The 16019-nt window shown below is 63.8% G+C and carries 15 protein-coding genes; 3 read left to right on the top strand and 12 right to left on the bottom strand.

The features are described 5' to 3' along the window. Positions 1-51: 51 nt before the first annotated feature. Positions 52-1305: an OmpA family protein gene (locus tag B071_RS16100; protein ID WP_094354939.1), complete on the bottom strand. Its 1254-nt coding sequence runs from the start codon at positions 1303-1305 to the stop codon at positions 52-54. Between the two features lie 153 nt (positions 1306-1458). On the opposite strand from B071_RS16100, the gene B071_RS18295 reads away from it, so the two are divergent. Continuing rightward, the gene (locus B071_RS18295) at positions 1459-2541 is read left to right on the top strand and encodes a DbpA RNA binding domain-containing protein (RefSeq protein WP_157703040.1); all 1083 of its coding nucleotides are present in this window, start codon (positions 1459-1461) and stop codon (positions 2539-2541) included. A 105-nt stretch (positions 2542-2646) separates the two neighbouring features. Here the strand turns inward: B071_RS18295 and B071_RS0105520 are convergent, their stop codons facing one another. Continuing rightward, complete coding sequence (locus B071_RS0105520) at positions 2647-3540, bottom strand: hypothetical protein (protein WP_018526110.1); 894 nt, start codon at positions 3538-3540, stop codon at positions 2647-2649. Positions 3541-3579: 39 nt separating this feature from the next. On the opposite strand from B071_RS0105520, the gene B071_RS0105515 reads away from it, so the two are divergent. Then, the gene (locus B071_RS0105515; protein ID WP_018526109.1) at positions 3580-4266 is read left to right on the top strand and encodes an MBL fold metallo-hydrolase; all 687 of its coding nucleotides are present in this window, start codon (positions 3580-3582) and stop codon (positions 4264-4266) included. A gap of 18 nt (positions 4267-4284) precedes the next feature. Here B071_RS0105515 and B071_RS0105510 read toward each other — a convergent pair whose 3' ends face one another. Further along, entirely contained in the window at positions 4285-4689 is a 405-nt protein-coding gene (locus B071_RS0105510; protein WP_018526108.1) for a hypothetical protein, read from the bottom strand. Positions 4690-4785: 96 nt separating this feature from the next. Further along, the gene (locus tag B071_RS0105505; RefSeq protein WP_026245010.1) at positions 4786-5142 is read right to left on the bottom strand and encodes a TraR/DksA family transcriptional regulator; all 357 of its coding nucleotides are present in this window, start codon (positions 5140-5142) and stop codon (positions 4786-4788) included. 210 nt (positions 5143-5352) lie between these two features. On the opposite strand from B071_RS0105505, the gene infA reads away from it, so the two are divergent. Further along, complete coding sequence (gene infA, locus B071_RS0105500) at positions 5353-5571, top strand: translation initiation factor IF-1 (RefSeq protein WP_018526106.1); 219 nt, start codon at positions 5353-5355, stop codon at positions 5569-5571. Here infA and B071_RS16090 read toward each other — a convergent pair. The 8 genes from B071_RS16090 to B071_RS16070 all read right to left on the bottom strand — a co-directional run bounded on the left by B071_RS16090 (position 5556) and on the right by B071_RS16070 (position 16017). Beyond that, complete coding sequence (locus B071_RS16090; protein ID WP_018526105.1) at positions 5556-5933, bottom strand: Smr/MutS family protein; 378 nt, start codon at positions 5931-5933, stop codon at positions 5556-5558. The genes infA and B071_RS16090 overlap by 16 nt on opposite strands. A 2738-nt stretch (positions 5934-8671) precedes the next feature. Further along, the gene (locus B071_RS0105480; RefSeq protein WP_438829594.1) at positions 8672-9466 is read right to left on the bottom strand and encodes a vWA domain-containing protein; all 795 of its coding nucleotides are present in this window, start codon (positions 9464-9466) and stop codon (positions 8672-8674) included. A gap of 191 nt (positions 9467-9657) precedes the next feature. Continuing rightward, the gene (locus tag B071_RS0105475) at positions 9658-10380 is read right to left on the bottom strand and encodes a VWA domain-containing protein (protein WP_438829593.1); all 723 of its coding nucleotides are present in this window, start codon (positions 10378-10380) and stop codon (positions 9658-9660) included. Positions 10381-10645: 265 nt separating this feature from the next. Next, a complete protein-coding gene (locus tag B071_RS0105470) occupies positions 10646-11845 on the bottom strand; it encodes a sulfur globule family protein (protein WP_018526100.1) in 1200 nt (399 codons plus the stop codon). Further along, positions 11842-12741, bottom strand: coding sequence for a DUF58 domain-containing protein (locus B071_RS0105465; RefSeq protein ID WP_018526099.1), 900 nt, complete (start codon positions 12739-12741; stop codon positions 11842-11844). Before B071_RS0105465 ends, B071_RS0105470 begins: the two co-directional genes overlap by 4 nt. An 8-nt stretch (positions 12742-12749) precedes the next feature. Further along, positions 12750-13778 carry an AAA family ATPase gene (locus B071_RS0105460; RefSeq protein ID WP_018526098.1) on the bottom strand — a complete coding sequence of 343 codons (1029 nt, stop codon included), beginning with the start codon at positions 13776-13778 and terminating at the stop codon, positions 12750-12752. A gap of 63 nt (positions 13779-13841) precedes the next feature. Further along, positions 13842-15368: a bifunctional ornithine acetyltransferase/N-acetylglutamate synthase gene (locus B071_RS18285; protein ID WP_157703038.1), complete on the bottom strand. Its 1527-nt coding sequence runs from the start codon at positions 15366-15368 to the stop codon at positions 13842-13844. Next, positions 15361-16017 carry a bifunctional 4-hydroxy-2-oxoglutarate aldolase/2-dehydro-3-deoxy-phosphogluconate aldolase gene (locus B071_RS16070; RefSeq protein ID WP_018526096.1) on the bottom strand — a complete coding sequence of 219 codons (657 nt, stop codon included), beginning with the start codon at positions 16015-16017 and terminating at the stop codon, positions 15361-15363. The genes B071_RS18285 and B071_RS16070 overlap by 8 nt, the downstream gene beginning before the upstream one ends. Positions 16018-16019 lie beyond the last annotated feature (2 nt).

Genomic DNA, 16019 nt, shown 5'->3' with positions numbered 1-16019 from the left:
ATACAACCAGCGACCCGAATCAACCAGCCCGGGGGCGAGCCTCGGACCAGGCTAATTTTCCATAATGGTGATTTCCACGCGGCGGTTTCTGCGCCGGGCCCGGGGAGTATCCTCCGGGTCCAGGGGCTCCCGGGCACCCTTTCCCTGATAAAGGAGCTGCTCCCGCGTCCTCACCCCCCGTTCCAGAAAAAACGCTCCCACCGCCTGGGCTCGCTCCTCGCTCAACCGCTGCCGTCCCTCCTCGGTTCCGGCCAGGGCGGTATGGCCCGTCACCAGCACATCCCGATCGGGATGGGCCTTCAGGATCTCCGCGACCCACTCGAGCTTTTCCACCTCCGAATCCAGGAGCTCCGCCGAGTCGGGGGCAAAGCGGATATCCTCCAGGGCAATCGTTACCCCCTGCTGATCGGACCGAACCGTGGTATCCGCCACGTTCCGGTCGAGTATGGACTGCTCGATATCATCGCGAAGACGATCCCGCTCCAGGGGCGGTGCATCCACAACCCGCCCATCGGCGGTTCCCCGCAGCTCGACCCTGGTGCCGTCGTGAAACTGAATAAAGTGGCTGTAGGTTTCCTCGTAGTAATGGGGCCGACCGGCCTCCTCGTCCCAGAGAAGGGTCTGGCTGAACTGCCCCGTCATGAGGCGCAGCTCCCCCGACTCGGGAGTCCCCCTGGAGGGACGGAAAAAGACACTGTACCGGATGAGGATCTCCGGAAATGACCGGCCCTCAAACTCCCTCCGGCCCCGGTAGGTATACGAAACCCGGACGGGCACGACCAGGGGATCGGAGCGACCGAAGCCCTCGCGGAAGTCGTAGACCTCCCGACCCGGCTTTTCCCAGCTCTCCCCGGGCGAGACAGCCCTCTCGGGAAAGGACGGGACGTCCCGGACCTGGGGCATGAAGGATGAGGCCGCTACCTCCTGGGGTCCCAGGGGATGCTGAACAAAGGAAACCTGCTCTTCCCGGTCCATGGCAAAGATCGACGCCCCCAGATCGACCTCCCCCGAGATCTGGTAGTGGCCGTGGACGCGCCGGTCCTCATCGAGGCGAACCCGCAGGCGAGTCAGGATTTCTGTCATACCCAGGGATTCATCGTCGAGAAAAATCTCCTGACGGTTCACCCCCACAATACGATACTGTTCGCCGGGGCGATGCCCGTAGCGAAAGACCAGCCCCTCTTCGACTGCCTCCCGAGGGGGCTCCCGGGAGGTCTCCCGGGCAGAGAGGGTCAGCCCCCCTGAAATTCCGAGAACCAGAACCACCCACAGAACCCGAACCGGGAAGGTGCGCACGCACGTCATGCTCTAACGGTCGGCCTGTTGCCCCTTATTCTTGACATATCTGCCCCGAAGGCGCCCCTGCACGCCCGAAGCTGCCCCGGAAAGGGCTGACGGGGCCCCGGGAGCGGGGGTAATTCTTGACAAAGCCGGGGCTCGCCACATACCATGCCAGCGGTGAACGTTGCAGAGGCGCACACACTACCACGAATCGGCGGTCGGGCCACGGTACTCACCGCTCCAAAGGGAGAATCAGCCAGGGCGCTTCCGGCGCTCATCCCCCTGGGGGCCAGCCGGAGCCTCCAGAAAAGGCAGGTTCTTGTTCTCTCCCGGAGCACGGAGTGGCTGGAAACGGCCAGAACGCTGGTGGAAGCAACCGCCGGCACGCTCCGGAAGAGGCCCGAAGGACCCCTTCTGTCACCGTCGGGCGTCTCCTTTGCCACGCCCGGGACGGTAATCGACGGAGTTCGCCGCCAGGAAGTTGATCTTTCCGGGATCACCCATCTGGTGGCTTGTGTGCCTCCCGACGACGAGATTTCATTTTCTGCCGATGTGGGGTTTATTATCTCCCGCATCCGCCGTCGGCCCCGGACGATTCTGCTCGCCGAGGGTGCTGTGGCAGAGGACGTGCGGCGACGGCTGCCGTACCACCGGTGGAACGACCTCGACCTTCACCGACTACAACGGCCCCAGAAAGGAAGTGCCCCTATGGCAAGATACAAGAACATCAGAAACCCCGAAGAACTCCAGCAGACCGTTGCGTCGATCATCCAGGACATCCGCGACGAGGCCGATCCTCTGGAAATGAACGAGTACCGGCGCTTTATCAAGAAGCACGTTTCCATTTTCAACCGGGGCTATTTCACGGCCTGGCTTCTGAAGCAGCTTGTCGAGTCGGGCCGGGGCGGCTACCAGCCCCGAACCAGACCGACCCAGCCCCGGCGCACCAAGGGTGCCGAGAAGGCCCCGTCCCGCTTCAGCGGTGACCAGGACGGGGGCGATCCCGTTGACGGCGATACCCAGACCCTCTTTGTGAGCATCGGCAAGAACCGGCGGGTTTTTCCCAAGGATTTCATCACCCTCATCACAGAGATCGACGGAATAACGGGCGAGCAGATCGGCCAGATCAAGATCCTCGACAGCTACTCCTTTGTGGAGGTCAGGACCGATGTGGCCGAACGGGTCATCGCGCGGTGCAACGGCCTTGAGTACCGGGGCCGGAAACTGACGGTAAATTACGCCCGAAGCAAGAAGTCCTGATCAGCCGCCCCGGTGCCGGCCCGGACAGGACGGGCGGGTACCAGGGCCAGCCTCCCGTGGGGGATACCTCAGGGAGTAAAAGGGCTCCCTGAAAGCACCAGGCCCTCAGGGAGCAAAGAGCGTCATGGCCAGAACCAGGGCGATCACGGCGCTGTTTATTCCCATACCCAAAGCCAGGATACCCAGGGCAGTCAGCTCCCGGAGCCATACCCGGGCACCCACCCGGGCCGACACCCGGTGGAACCCGCAGAAGCGGGAAGCATCGCGGATAGCCCGACGGCGACGTGCCTCCCCCCAGATTTTCCGGTACAGGTAATAGCCCCCCGCACCGGGGGGCAGCAGGGGAGTCACGGGAAGCAGCGCCAGGACGATGGCAAAAAGAGCAGCCCCGGGAGCTGTGGCGAGAGCCGCCAGCGCTATCAGAAGCTGGGCCAGAAATCCCCCGGTGAGAGCACCCGGAGTAAGGGCGTTCCAGTATTCGTTGCGCTGCCGGCCTGCCCAGATCACCCGCTTGAGCAGCCCCTGGGGAGGGCCCTCGTGGATGATGATCAGGGGAAACACCCCCCGACGCTGGCGAAAAACCATTTGCCCCGATTCCTGCCGGGCCATGCCGGCCACATAAAAGCGGGTTCCCTCGGCCAGGGCGAGCATCTCGTGCCAGAAGACCGGACGCGGTGGCTCCGTGGGGCGGCGGGCGCTGCGCCCCCGGCCGGGAAAGAGGAAAAGCGGAACGTCCTCTACGCAGACCCCCACGGAACCGGCTCCGGAATCGAGCCACAGCAGGTCTTCCCCCTGAAGCGATTCGAGGCGCCCGAAGAGCTGATACCACCCCTCCCGGGAGGTATCGCTGAGCAGCAGGGGGAAGGACGCTCCCCGGAAGAGGGCCTGGCGAAAGCGTCTCCATCGTCGCCGGACCCAGAGCGCACCCGCACCGGGAAGAATCAAATAGAAGAAAAGCGCCGTCAGAGTGGCAAGAATCGCATATTGGAGGACCGTCACCGTTGAATCCTCCCGGCTATTTTGCTACCTTGAATCATCATGCTCACACATCGCGTTATCGTGGGGTCCATGTTCACCAACACCTACATCGTTGCCACGGGAAAGAAGGAATGTCTCCTGATCGATCCCGGAGCCGAGGGAGCAACGATCATCAAGCGTCTGGAGGTGCTGAACCTGGCTCCCAAGGCAATTGTATTTACCCACGGCCACATTGACCATACCTCGGCAACGGCGACGATCCTCCATCACTACGCCCAGCGGGGACACGAAATTCCTCTGGGGATTCATCAGGAGGATCAGCCCTTCCTGGGGAGCGACGCCGGACACCGCAATCGGGAACTCTTCTCGCACCTGGGCGATGCAGCGCTGGAAGCCTTCGAAACCTTTGATCAGGAAGTTCCCGAGGCGGCCTTCTCCTTTACCGAGGGGGATCATATCCTGGAAACCGACCTGATTGTACTGCATACGCCCGGCCATAGCCCGGGCAGCAGCTGCTTCTACAGCGAACCCCGGGGGGTCATTTTCACGGGGGACACCCTCTTCTTCAACACCATCGGACGTACCGACCTTCCCGGAGGGGACCAGGATCAGGTGCTTCACGCTGTGACGGAGCGGCTCTTCGAGCTTCCCCCGGACACCCGGGTCTTCCCCGGCCACGGTCCTCTCACAACGATAGAGCGGGAAGCCCAAAACAACCCCCTGGAAAGCAAGGGAGCTACCATCTGACCCGGCCTCACCGGGGCACTAGGCGCTGAGATCAACCAGGAACCCCCGCAAGAGATCCGGGAAGAGGGAGGGGCTCTCCAGATCACGCATCAACTCCTCGGTCATCTCAGCGAGCAGCTCCTCCTGCCGCTCCAGAGGGTCGGTGATGGTCATATCCTGGGCAAGAACCGCTTCCTGGGAGCCCCGGATCCGGGCGATTAGGGCGTCCAGAGCCTTGAGCCGCGAGAGGGGGTGCCCCTGGTGACCCTGGAGCGGGGGGACGCCACGGACGTGTTCCAGACGGGTATAGAGTGACCCCGTGACGGGAATCGAGACGGGATGCGAACGAACGCTCGCCCTGACCAGGTCCGTCAGGGGAACCGTGCCGTTACGAACCTGTGCCGTTTGCGAGGTGGTCTGTGCAAGAGCCTGAGAAGTATCCATANCGCGCCTCCCTGATCTATATATCGGAAGGAGCGGGACTCCGGTTTAGCCCCCTGCCGGGGGCTTTGGGGCCGACACGGGGCCGGGACCCCGGGGCTAGCGGTTTCTGCGCTCGATCTCGCTCTGGTATTCCACGCGATAGAGGGCATAGGGGATCGCTTCGAGCCGTTCCCGGGGGATGGGCTTTCCGCTCTTGAGACAGATCCCGTATTTCCCGCTGTCGATCCGGGCCAGGGCGGATTCGATCAGCCTCAGTTTCTTCAGTTCCTGGTCACCCAGGGCGCTGAGAATCTTCTTGTCAATATCGTTACTTGCAACATCAACCAGATCCTTGGTATCGCTTGAACCGGCCATCGCCCGGAACTCTTCATCTTCCGTAACCAGCTGGTGCAGAATCTCGGACTTCATTGTCTCGAGCCGTTTTTTCATTGTTGCGACGAACGCTTGGTCCATGGGAGCCTCCTGCAATCTAATCGACAAAGTCCGATGAAATATAAGTATGGGGCAAAAAAAGTCAAGGCCTGGTGCCACAATAGCGCTTCTCTCCGGCCCCGATCGGGGCCTTCACATTGACACTGCCCCGAAAAGAGCCTACCATAGCTCCGGTTCGCATCTCGCTCGCGAGGGCACATCATAAATACAGATCAGACACAAGGAGTTGCTGTGGCAAAAGAAGAAGCCATTGAGGTAGAAGGAGTTGTCAAGGAATCGCTCCCCAACACCATGTTTCGTGTGGAGCTCAAGAACGGTCACGTCATTCTGACCCATCTCTCGGGGAAGATGCGCAAGCACTACATCCGCATCGTACCGGGAGACCGCGTGAAAGTTGCCCTCTCCCCCTACGACCTCACCCGAGGCCGGATCATTTACCGGGAACGCTGACGAAGCACCGCCCAGGTTGCACCCGTGCCACCATCCTGAGCAGAGGGTGTACCCGTGGCACCCACCGACCGGTCAGCTTCCAGATAGTCCTGAACACAACGGCGGAGTACCCCGCCCGATTCTCCGTGAGTTCCCTTTCCGTGGATTATCAGCACTTTCCTCACCCCATCGGCCTGGGCACCCGCAAGAAATCTCCCCAGCTCGAGCCGGGCCTCTTCCCGGGTCAGACCGTGGAGATCNAGGCTTCGCTCCACGGGAAGCCGCCGGGGGGCCAGGGGTTGTTGTCTGCCGTGATCGCCTTCGGACTCCCGCGTCCGGGCCGCCGAAAGAGGGGGTGGATACCGATCCAGGTACAGCTCCATCGGATTAGGATTCATCGTCTGCTCCCAGCCGCCATATTTCCAGTTTCGGAACCCATCCGGATATGCCCGAACCGGTTCGTATAAGGTAAAACCTGTCGTAGGATAGTTCAATTCGCACCGGCTGTGCCGGCTGAATTTCCACCCAGGGATCGGCCGATTCGTCGGGAATCCGGCGGACCGCAGCCGTGGTGGTGGCCACTCCCTCGGGGGTCTGTTCCATCCTCAGGGACCAGAAGAGCCCGGCCAGAACGAGAACACCGGCCATGACCAGACTCACCAGACCGATCGACCTCCCCAGGGAAGACCGTTTCAGCAGGAGAACCCAGAAGATCGTCCAGAGCCCGAAGAAAAGAAGCAGGAAGAGGTCAGACCGCACCGCTCCGGGGAGTTCCAGCTGATCGGGAATACCAAAATAGTCGCTGGCCTCGTACAGGGCCGTCCGGAAGGGGCGCTTCTCCGGGGCCAGACGGGCAGCACGACGAAGATGATAGACCGCGGCGAGGGCGTTATCGGCCCGGAGCGCCAGAACGCCCCTGTTGAAATGAAGGCCCCCGTGGTTCGGGTGATCCTGCAGCTCCANATCGTAGAGAACCCCCGCCACATCGGGCCGCCCCTCGGCGAGGAGTTCCCCGGCCCGGATCAGCCGGGGTTGATTGAGCAAGGGCAGGATCGCTCCGGCCGAGAGGAAGAGCGCCCCCCCCGCAACCAGCGAGATCACCCCCGTCCGGGAGAGGGCCGGCCCCTTCCGCGCCCCCGAACGGACCGAGAGGAGGATCGAAAGCGCAAAGATCAGGGGCCCCACCAGAAAAAAGAAGACGGGCCAGCCCAGATCTGCCAACCGGTACCAGGAGGGACTCTGGAGCTCCGCCAGCGAGAGCAGCTCCAGCGCAGGGGGCTCCCGGTCTCCGTCCCGCGCGTCGGTTCCCGAGAGCAGATCCAGGAAGAAGGTCCTGGCCGCAACGGTCCGGACCTGGGCGGTCTCGGGGTGGAGATAGGAAAAGGCCCCCACCGTGATGGACCCGCGCCCCTCCTCCTCCTGGGGCTGGAAGCGGAGCGTCCGGGTGCGGCTCCCCCGGTACCCCAGAAGCGACTCCGTGTCGGGAACAACTTCGCTCGCATCGTGTTCGTCCACCTCGGAGAGCCCGCTGAAGGAAACCTCGGGAAAGTCCAGGACCAGCAGATTCCCCTCCCCTTCGATGGTCATCACCAGCTCGCCCGTTTCCCCCTCCCCCAGGGTGTCCCGATCGAGATCGATGGAAAAATCGAAGCGTCCCACGGCGCCGGTGAGATCCACGGCCGGGGGCAGGGGCTCCACGGAAATTTCCAGGGCAGCTGTGTGTGCCGTCGTACCCAGGGCCTCCACAGAGGCCGAGGGAAGCAGGATCTGTCCCGACGAGGTGGGCGTAAAGAGGAAGACCGCCACGGGGATGGTGAAGAGTTCTACCCCCGCCACGGTACGGGTGACCACGCTCCCCACACCGCTGATCTCCTCGAAGAGCCCCGTCTGGGGGGGCCTCACGCCAATCGCCTCGGGGTAGGTGAAGGAATCGATCCCGGTCATCTCCAGCACCAGAGGGAGGCTCTGTCCCTGAAAGACCCGGTCCTGCAGAAGCCTCCACCGCGCGCCGAAGGGAACGGGTGCCCCCCGCGAGGGAGCAACCTCCACCAGAAGGGGCGGAACAAACCAGGGGCCCTGATCGGTGACGATCATGATGGAATCCACAACGAACCGCCCGGCCTGACGCGCCACCATCTCCAGCCGTACCTCCATGACACCATCGGCCCGGGAAATCAGAACGGGGGTCTCTCCTACTTCTATTCCCGGAGGAAGCTCGGGCAGGATCAGACTCACCTCCTCCGGATGGGCCTGATCGAGAAAGACCTGGGCCGAGAAACGCTCTCCCGGAACAACCTCGTAGCGTCGGGGACCGCTCACAACGAGAAGCCCTTCGTCCTGAAACCCCGGGAGCCCGGGAAGCAGTTCCTGGGCCGCCACGAGACCCGCTCCGCGAGACCCCGCTGTACCCTCAATCCCCTCGGGCCCGCCCGGGAGGAAAACTGCCCCGGGGAGGATGGCCAGAAGCGCCACGAGCCATACCAGGAGCGGCGATACCCGCCGATACCCTGCGGGGAGGNTCACCAATCCTGAACGTCCGGCGATACTCGCGTTTCCTGGTTTGCGCGCCATCGCTGCTCCTCCCTGCGTTTGATGTAATCCAGCATCCGGTTGGCNCCAGCCCCCCCCGGTGAGATCTCACGGACGGTGCCGGGCCGCTCGACAGCCCCCCCCGCACCGGTGAGGTCCGCCTCGGCGCTAAGCCGNTCCAGGGTAAGCTCCAGATTCTGCTTTGCCGCGACGCTCGAGGGGTTCACCTCCAGAGCAATGCGAAACTGNCGCCGGGCGTCACGATAACGCCCCTGTTCAAAGTAATAGACTCCGCTGTTGAAGCTCGCACCGAAGAGGATATCCCGGCTGTCAACTTCCCGGGAAGANTCCCAGCGTTCGAGAGCAGCCCCGGATTCCCCCAANTAGTGATAGACGTTCCCCAGGTTGTACGAGAGCCAGGGGCCGTATTCCCCCGCTTCCTGGGCCCGGAGGTANCTGACGATCGCCGCCTGGTACTCTCCGCGGCTCACGCTGTAGTTNCCCTCCAAAACAAGAAAATGAGGCCCGTAGGCGTTGCACCCCGGCAGGAAAAAGATCGCCGCCACAGCGAGCGNCAGAACTCCCGCATATTTCACAACAGATCCCTCCAGCGAAAACTNTGCACACCAATCATCACCGNGAGCAATCCCAGGGCTGCCAGAACNAAGAGGTGATAGCGGTCTACCGCGACCTGTCGGAAGAGGACCGATGCCCCCTGACCGCTCAGCTGCTCCAGNTCCTGGACAAGGCGGTTCACGATGGCCGTCTCGGAGAGATTGTAGGCCTTTCCTCCCGTAACCGAGGCGATCTCCTCCATTCGCCGGGACTTCACCCCCACAATCACGGGATCTCCCTGGGCGTCGCGGAGGACGCCACCGTCGGTGGTGGGAATCGTGCCGCCTGCGGGTGTTCCGGCGAGAATCGTGAANACNGGGATTCCCCGATCGCGCAGATCTTCCAGAACCTGTCGACTCACCCCCTGATCGTGNCCACCGTCGCTGAAGAGCAGAACCACCCGATGCCGGGGGGTCCCCCCCGGGAAGAGGTCCGCCGCCACGGGGAGTGCTTCGTCCAGATCCGTTCCGGGGCTCGTTACCAGGGCCGGCGAGAGGTAGCTGATCGCAAGATCGAAGGCAGCGGGATCACCCGTGAGAGGAACCAGCACCGAGGCCCCTCCCTTGAAGACAACGATTCCCCTGGAAGATTCGGGAAAGCGCGATGCCACCGACCGGGCGACCTCGCGGGTGCGAACCAGACGCGAGGGCAACACATCTTCCACGAGCATGCTGTTGGACACGTCCACGAGGAAGACCAGCTCCAGGCCGCGCCGCTCCTCCTCGACGGACCTGCTCCCCCATTGCGGCCCCGCCAGGGCAAGGATCAGCATCGCCANGGCCGTGAGGCAAAGGACGGCCGAAATAAAGCTCTTCAGAGCGAAGATGTTCAGGGCTTCTTCCAGGAGACGCCCCCCCAGATACGCCGTGAGCGCCCTGCGGGAACGCCACACAGCAAAGAGCAGGAGCGCCCCGACCAGGAGCACCCCCGGGAAAAGCCACAGGTACAGCGGATAAAGAAACGTCATGGGGCACTCCCTATCAGCAGGCGCCGCAGAACCAGATCGAGCACCAGCAGGATCAGGGCCAGCAGAAGCAACTGCTGATGCTGGGGATGGCGGTGGACCTGAACCCGCACGCGCCGTTCCGAGGTTTCAACCGTGCCGATCGCGTTAAATACCGCCTCCAGCGACCCCCCGCTGGCGGCAGAGAAGAAACGCCCTCCCGTGAGTTCGGCAATGCGTCGAAGTGACTCCGGATCGTAGCCCTCCCGCACCGTGCCCCGGTAGGTCCTGCCGTCTTCGGGATGACGAAACTCGATCTCGGCCTCGGCCTCGCTCCCCACACCGATGGTGTGAATGCGAATCCCCGAACGGCCGGCCACCTCGGCTGCCGCCTCGGGAGATATCTCACCGGCGTTGTTTACCCCGTCCGTGAGCAGGATGATCACCTGCTCCTGTCCGTCGGAGCCGTGGAGGTGGAGCGAAGCCAGAGCCAGGGCCATGCCGATCGCCGTCCCGTCGCCGTATTCCATGAGCGAGACCTCCTCCAGCGAGGAGATCACCAGATCGTGGTTCAGGGTGGGCGGTACCCGCAGGGCCGCCTCCAGGGAGAAGGCCACCAGGCCGATCTGATCGTTCTCGCGGTGCTCCACGAACCGACGGGCCACGGCCCGGGCCGCCTCGAGGCGGTTCACGGGTTGCACGTCCCGGGCCGCCATGGTGGGAGACACGTCCAGAACCAGCATGATGTCCAGCCCCCGGGTCAGGAAGATCCGCTCCCGCACCGTTCGGGTGGGCCCGGCCAGGGCGATCACCAGAAGAACCAGAGCGACCCAGAAACAGAGATGGGAAATCCTGAGGAGCACCACCCGGCCCGTCGGGGGAGCACGAAATCCCTCGCCCCCGCAAAAGGTGAAGGGAAAGATGATTCTGCTCCCCCGGCGGTACCAGAAATGGCGCACATACATCAGCACCGGAAGAATCAGGAGNAGGAGCAGATAGACCGGTCTGTCAAGAACCCACACGGGGCGCCTCCTCTCCCTGGCGACTCTCGGGGTTTCCCCCGGAGGGGGACTTCCGATCCCGGCCCCCAGGTCTCTCCGACGATCTTCCCTGATTCCGGCGCTCCCGGTAGACCCGCCCGGCGAGCTCCCGCAACCGTTCCAGATCGCGCTGGCGGTTTTCCATCGTCACGGGGTGCTCGGCAAACTTGACCAGGTCGCCAAAACGAAACATCTCCATGAGGGGCTCCCGGACCTCGGGGGGAACCCCCGCCTGATCCAGCCTGGCACCCATCTCGCCCGTGGTGGCCGCCCGGAGGGGGGCGGAATAATGGCTCGCGAAGAAGACCCGGGCCTCATCGAGAAGCCGGATGTAGTACTCTTTCCCGTCGATCTGGGTGAGATCGGTCTGGAGCGTGCGGAGGTTTCTGGAGATTCTCCGGTAGGGGCGGTTCTCGCGATACCGCTGAACCAGAAGACGCATCCACCGGCGCACCCCCTTGCCGGTGAAGAGCAGGAGCAGCGGAAGGAACACCACCGCCGCGATTCCCAGGGCTATCAGAAGATGCGTACCGGGCAGCAGGAGCTGATCCCGGATCGGGGCAAGTTCGCCCGCCCCGTCCCGGAGAATGGAGGAGACCAGGACGCTGATTCCCGAGAGTTCCATCGCGCCCAGCCCGAGGGGCGGGAGCTGACGCGTACCCGTAAAAAAGGGCTGAAAGACCACACGCGCCTCGAACCCGTCAGCGCGGTGTACGATCGCTACGGAGTGAATCGTAACCAACTCCGTCGAGGGGAGCGGGTCCGGCACGGTGAGGTTCAGCGTCTCCGTGGTCCGCACCACCACCCGGGCCTCCACCATGTCCCCCACGTAGAAGGTCTGGGGCAGAAAGACCACCTCGGTGATCGCCTGGGCTGCGCCGGTCTGGGGGGACTGGGTCTGGGAGAGAACCCGTGCCGGGGAGAGCGCCAGGAGGATCAGAGCGATCAGGACGACCGTGAGATGGCCCGGGGCGCGGGCACCTTCCTTCCCCGCCGGGTGTCCCTTCCCCGCCGGGTGTCCCTTCCCCGCCGGGTGTCCCTTCCCCGCCGGGTGTCCCTTCCCCGCCGGGTGTCCCTTCCCCGCCGGGTGTCCCTTCCCTGCCGGGTGTCCCTTCCCTGCCGGGTGTCCCGGCGCGTGATCTGGGGTCATCGTTCTGCTTTTTTTCATCGGCCCGTGCTCCGGCGCCGAAAGAACGAGATGAGCCGGTCAGCCACGTTATCCACGGAACTTACCTCGATCGCCGAGATTCCCCGGCGGTGACACTCTCGAAGCCACTGCTGGCGATGCTGCTTCCAGAACTGTTCGAAGGCGAACCTGAACCGCCTGGAACGACCGTTCAGGAAGAGGGTTCGCCCCGTCTCTGCATCGGCAGCGGTCACCATGGGGAAGGAGGGCAGATCCTCCATGACGGGATCGCCGATCTTCAGGGCGATCACGTCGTGGCGTTTGGCGGCCAGGGCCAGCTCCCGCTGATACCCTGCGGTCTGAAAATCCGATATGATCACCAGGATCCCCCTCCGCTTCAGCGATTCGCTCACCGTCTGGAGCGCATCGGCCAGGTTTGACCCCTTCCCCGAGGGCTTGGTGGTGATGATCTCCTGGAGCAGGCGCAGGGCGTGGGTTCGTCCCTTGGCGGGAGCGATCCACCCGTCGATTTTTTCCGAGAAGAGAGCGCCCCCCACCTTGTCGTTGTTCTGGACCGCTGCCAGGGTGAGCAGGGACGAGGCGATCAGGGCGACTTCCCGCATGGACCGTTCGACCGAGCCGTAGCTGAGGGATTCCGAGATATCGACCACCAGAAAGAGGGTCATCTCCCGCTCTTCCCGAAAGGTCTTGGTATAGACCTGACCGAACCGGGAACTCACGTTCCAGTCGATCAGACGGGTATCGTCACCCTCGACGTACTCCCGGACCTCGTCAAACTCGATCCCCGTTCCCTTGAAGACGGAACGGTAGTTTCCCGCCAGGAGACTCTCCACAAGGCGCTGGGCGACGATCTGAAGCTGACGGAGCCTGGCCTCGCTGGGGAGGTGCTCCAGGGGGTTAAACCGCTTCCGGGGCATAGGATCTGTCAGGGAACCGGGACGGTGGAGAGGAGCATGTCCACCACGTCGTCGCTGCTGAGGTCCTCGCTGTCCGCCTCGTAGGAGAGGACCAGACGGTGACGCAGCACATCGTGGGCCACGGCCTTCACGTCTTCGGGAATCACGTAACGTCGCCCCTCCATGACGGCCCGCACCTTGGCACAGCGGTAGAGGTAGAGCGTCGCCCGGGGGGAGGCCCCGAACTCGATGTACCGCAGGATGCCCATGCCGCGCCGGTTCCCCTCGTCCCGCGTGGCCGTAACGAGCTGGACGATATAATCCTCGATGCGGTCGTCCACCGTCACGGCGCTGATCGTCCCCCGCAGCTTTGCGATATCACCACGAAAGAGGGTCTTCTGGAGTTCGATCGTTCGCGGCACGCCCACGCGCTTGAGGATCTTCCGCTCCTCCTCCTTCGTGGGATAATCCACGTGAAGCTTCAGCATGAACCGGTCCAGTTGCGCTTCAGGCAGGGGGTAGGTTCCCTCCTGCTCGATGGGGTTCTGCGTGGCCAGGACAAAGAAGGGCTCGGCCAGCTCGTAACTGGTGTCGCCGATCGTGACCTGGTGTTCCTCCATCGCCTCGAGGAGCGCGCTCTGAACCTTTGCCGGAGCCCGGTTGATTTCGTCGGCCAGGACGATGTTCGAAAAGATCGGGCCCTTGCGGGGAACAAACTCCCCCGTCTGCTGGCGATACACCATGGTTCCGATCAGGTCTGCCGGGAGGAGGTCCGGGGTGAACTGGATACGCCGAAAGCTGGCGTCCAGCACCTGGGCGATCGACTTGACGGTAAGGGTCTTGGCGAGACCCGGGACGCCCTCCAGAAGAACGTGCCCACCGGCCAGCATTCCCACGAGCAGACCGTCGATCATGGAGGTCTGTCCGACGATCCGCCTCTGCAGTTCCCGTCGGACGTTGTCGATCAGCTCCCGGGCGCGTTCCACCTGACTGTCGATCTGCTCCTGCCGGTAATCCCGCTGTTTCTCATCGATATTCTTTTCATCAGTACGCGACATAGTACACTCTCTCGGGAAAGATCCCTTCAATAATTATTGCGTCTCGATTGCGTTTCGACGCTGTCAGGTCCGGTAGTCGGCGTTGACCCGCAGATATTCGTCGGTCAGATCGCTCCCGATCACCCGGACATCCTCCCGGTCATTTCCGGGAAAGTCAAGAACAATCGGGACGGTCCCCCGGTCCTGGGGGACTCCCGCGAGCAGGGGATCCATCGCTGCAGCCCGAAGGGACGCGCAGAGCAGATCCTCTGTCTCCTGATCCAGGAGAAAGGCCCCCTCACGGTAGACCTCCCGGCCCGCGATGGTCATGACCAGCCCCGAGGGATCGATCACTCCCCGATGATCGTACCGGGAGAGGCCGTCCCCCAGAGCCATGAGGATCCGTCCCACGTTGGGGTCGTTTCCGAAGATCGCCGTCTTCACCAGGGGAGAGTTTACCACGTGCCGACCCACGTCGCGGGCCAGGGTCGCGCAGGGAAACCCCCTGAGCACCACCTCTATGACGTGGGAGGTTCCCTCGCCGTTCCGCACGATCTCCAGCGCCAGCCGGTCAGCCAGGGGTTGCCAGGCCGCCTCGAGTTCCGCTTCATCGACGGAGCGGCCCGAGGCGCCGTTCGCCAGGGCCACCACCATGTCGCTGGTACTTTGATCGCTGTCCACGGAGAGGCGGTTGAAACTTTTCTCCGTGACCCGGCGGAGGACCCGGCCCAGGGTCTCCGGGGGAACCGATGCGTCGGTGACAAAAAAGGCGAGCATCGTGGCCAGGTGGGGCTCTACCATTCCTGCTCCCTTGGCCACGCCCAGAATGACCGGGGCCGTACCGTTTTCCGACGCTGTGCTGCCTCTCGATGCCGTAGCGACTCTCGATGCCCTACCAACTCTCGATGCCGTAGCGACTCTCGATGCCCTACCAACTCTCGATGCCGCACCGCCTCGCCCCTCGCCGGTTCCCTCCCCGCAGGGATCGCCCTGGGTGCCAGCGCCACCGCCGGTCCTGATATCAGCTCCGGGATCAGCTCCGGTGTCAGCCACGCCGTGGCCGCCCTCTCCCAGGGACACCCAGCCCGCCTTGGGGTAGCGGTCGGTGGTCATGATCGCCTCGGCAAAACCGCCGACACCGCAGCCCCCCTGGGGGAGGGCCGGTATCTCCCGGAGCATCTCTTCCAGGGGGAGGCTCCACCCGATAACACCCGTGGAGACCGAGAGGACCTCCTCGGGGGGCAGGGAAAAGAGCCGGGCCCCTGCGGCAGCCACCTGACGCGCTGCCTCGAGCCCTCCGGGAGCAGCCACATTGGCCACTTTGGTATTCACCAGAATCGCCTGGAGCCGCCCCCGGGAGAGGCGCTCCCGGGCCAGTATCACCGGCGCCCCGGGGAAACGGTTGGTCGTGGTCACTGCAGCAGCCGAGAACTCCGGACCCTGGTTATGGAGACAGGAGATCGTCATCGAAGAAGGCGGGGAGCCGGGCCGCTCGGCGGGTATAAAGGTGAGGCTTCGGCGGAAAAAGCGGAACCCCCGGGGGACGAGAGCCCTCCGGTCCAGGACCTCGCGCCAGGACTCGCCCGGCCGCGCTGCCGAGGGATCAACCATGGCCACTCCCCCCCGAAGCATCTCCATCGAGGCAGGCCAGAATATCCCTCACACGGGAAGCGGCCTCCCGCAGGGCAGCCTCGTCCCGCTCGCGCAGGGCCCGGGAGGGCACCAGAAAACTTCCCCCGCAGGCGACCACCGAGGGAAGGCGCAGGTACGCCCCAAGATTGCCGATCCCCACCCCGCCGGTGGGGATAAAGGAGACCCCGGGATACACGGGAGCCAGGGCCTGGATAAACCCGGGCCCGCCCCCCGCCTCGGCGGGAAAGAACTTGAGCGTTCGCCATCTCCGTTCAAGGGCCACCTGGATCTCCGACGGGGTAAAAACCCCGGGGATGTAGGGAATCCCCTCCTGATCCGCTACGAGCCCGACCTCGGGAGCCAGACCGGGCGAGACGAGAAACCGGGCCCCGGCAGCGCAGGCCTCCAGAGCCTGCTCCCGGGTGAGCACCGTCCCGGCCCCCACAACGGCTCCCGGCACATCCTGCACCAGGGCCGCGATGTTATCCCGGGCAGCTTCGTTGCGGAAGGTTATCTCCACCAGGGGAAACCCCTCCTCCACCAGGACCGCCGCAGCCCACACCGCATCGTCAGGCGCGGGCGGCGCAAAAACGGCCACGACCCGCGACGTTACCAGAAAATCCTGCATCG

Origin of the sequence: Alkalispirochaeta alkalica DSM 8900 (assembly GCF_000373545.1) — a bacterium.
In the GTDB taxonomy this organism is placed as follows: Bacteria; Spirochaetota; Spirochaetia; order DSM-27196; family Alkalispirochaetaceae; genus Alkalispirochaeta; species Alkalispirochaeta alkalica.
The sequence above is the reverse complement of the archived record's forward strand: the minus strand, read 5'-3'. Positions and strand labels throughout refer to the sequence as shown.

What these genes read in the sequence shown, in the direction of transcription:
- B071_RS0105470 (WP_018526100.1), bottom strand. Translation starts at nt 11,845, where the DNA reads ATGAAAAAAAGCAGAACGATGACCCCAGATCACGCGCCGGGACACCCG.
- B071_RS0105460 (WP_018526098.1), bottom strand. Translation starts at nt 13,778, where the DNA reads ATGTCGCGTACTGATGAAAAGAATATCGATGAGAAACAGCGGGATTAC.
- B071_RS0105505 (WP_026245010.1), bottom strand. Translation starts at nt 5,142, where the DNA reads ATGGACCAAGCGTTCGTCGCAACAATGAAAAAACGGCTCGAGACAATG.
- B071_RS18285 (WP_157703038.1), bottom strand. Translation starts at nt 15,368, where the DNA reads ATGGTTGATCCCTCGGCAGCGCGGCCGGGCGAGTCCTGGCGCGAGGTC.
- B071_RS16100 (WP_094354939.1), bottom strand. Translation starts at nt 1,305, where the DNA reads ATGACGTGCGTGCGCACCTTCCCGGTTCGGGTTCTGTGGGTGGTTCTG.
- B071_RS0105510 (WP_018526108.1), bottom strand. Translation starts at nt 4,689, where the DNA reads ATGGATACTTCTCAGGCTCTTGCACAGACCACCTCGCAAACGGCACAG.
- B071_RS0105475 (WP_438829593.1), bottom strand. Translation starts at nt 10,380, where the DNA reads ATGCTGGTTCTGGACGTGTCTCCCACCATGGCGGCCCGGGACGTGCAA.
- B071_RS16070 (WP_018526096.1), bottom strand. Translation starts at nt 16,017, where the DNA reads ATGCAGGATTTTCTGGTAACGTCGCGGGTCGTGGCCGTTTTTGCGCCG.
- B071_RS0105515 (WP_018526109.1), top strand. Translation starts at nt 3,580, where the DNA reads ATGCTCACACATCGCGTTATCGTGGGGTCCATGTTCACCAACACCTAC.
- B071_RS0105465 (WP_018526099.1), bottom strand. Translation starts at nt 12,741, where the DNA reads ATGCCCCGGAAGCGGTTTAACCCCCTGGAGCACCTCCCCAGCGAGGCC.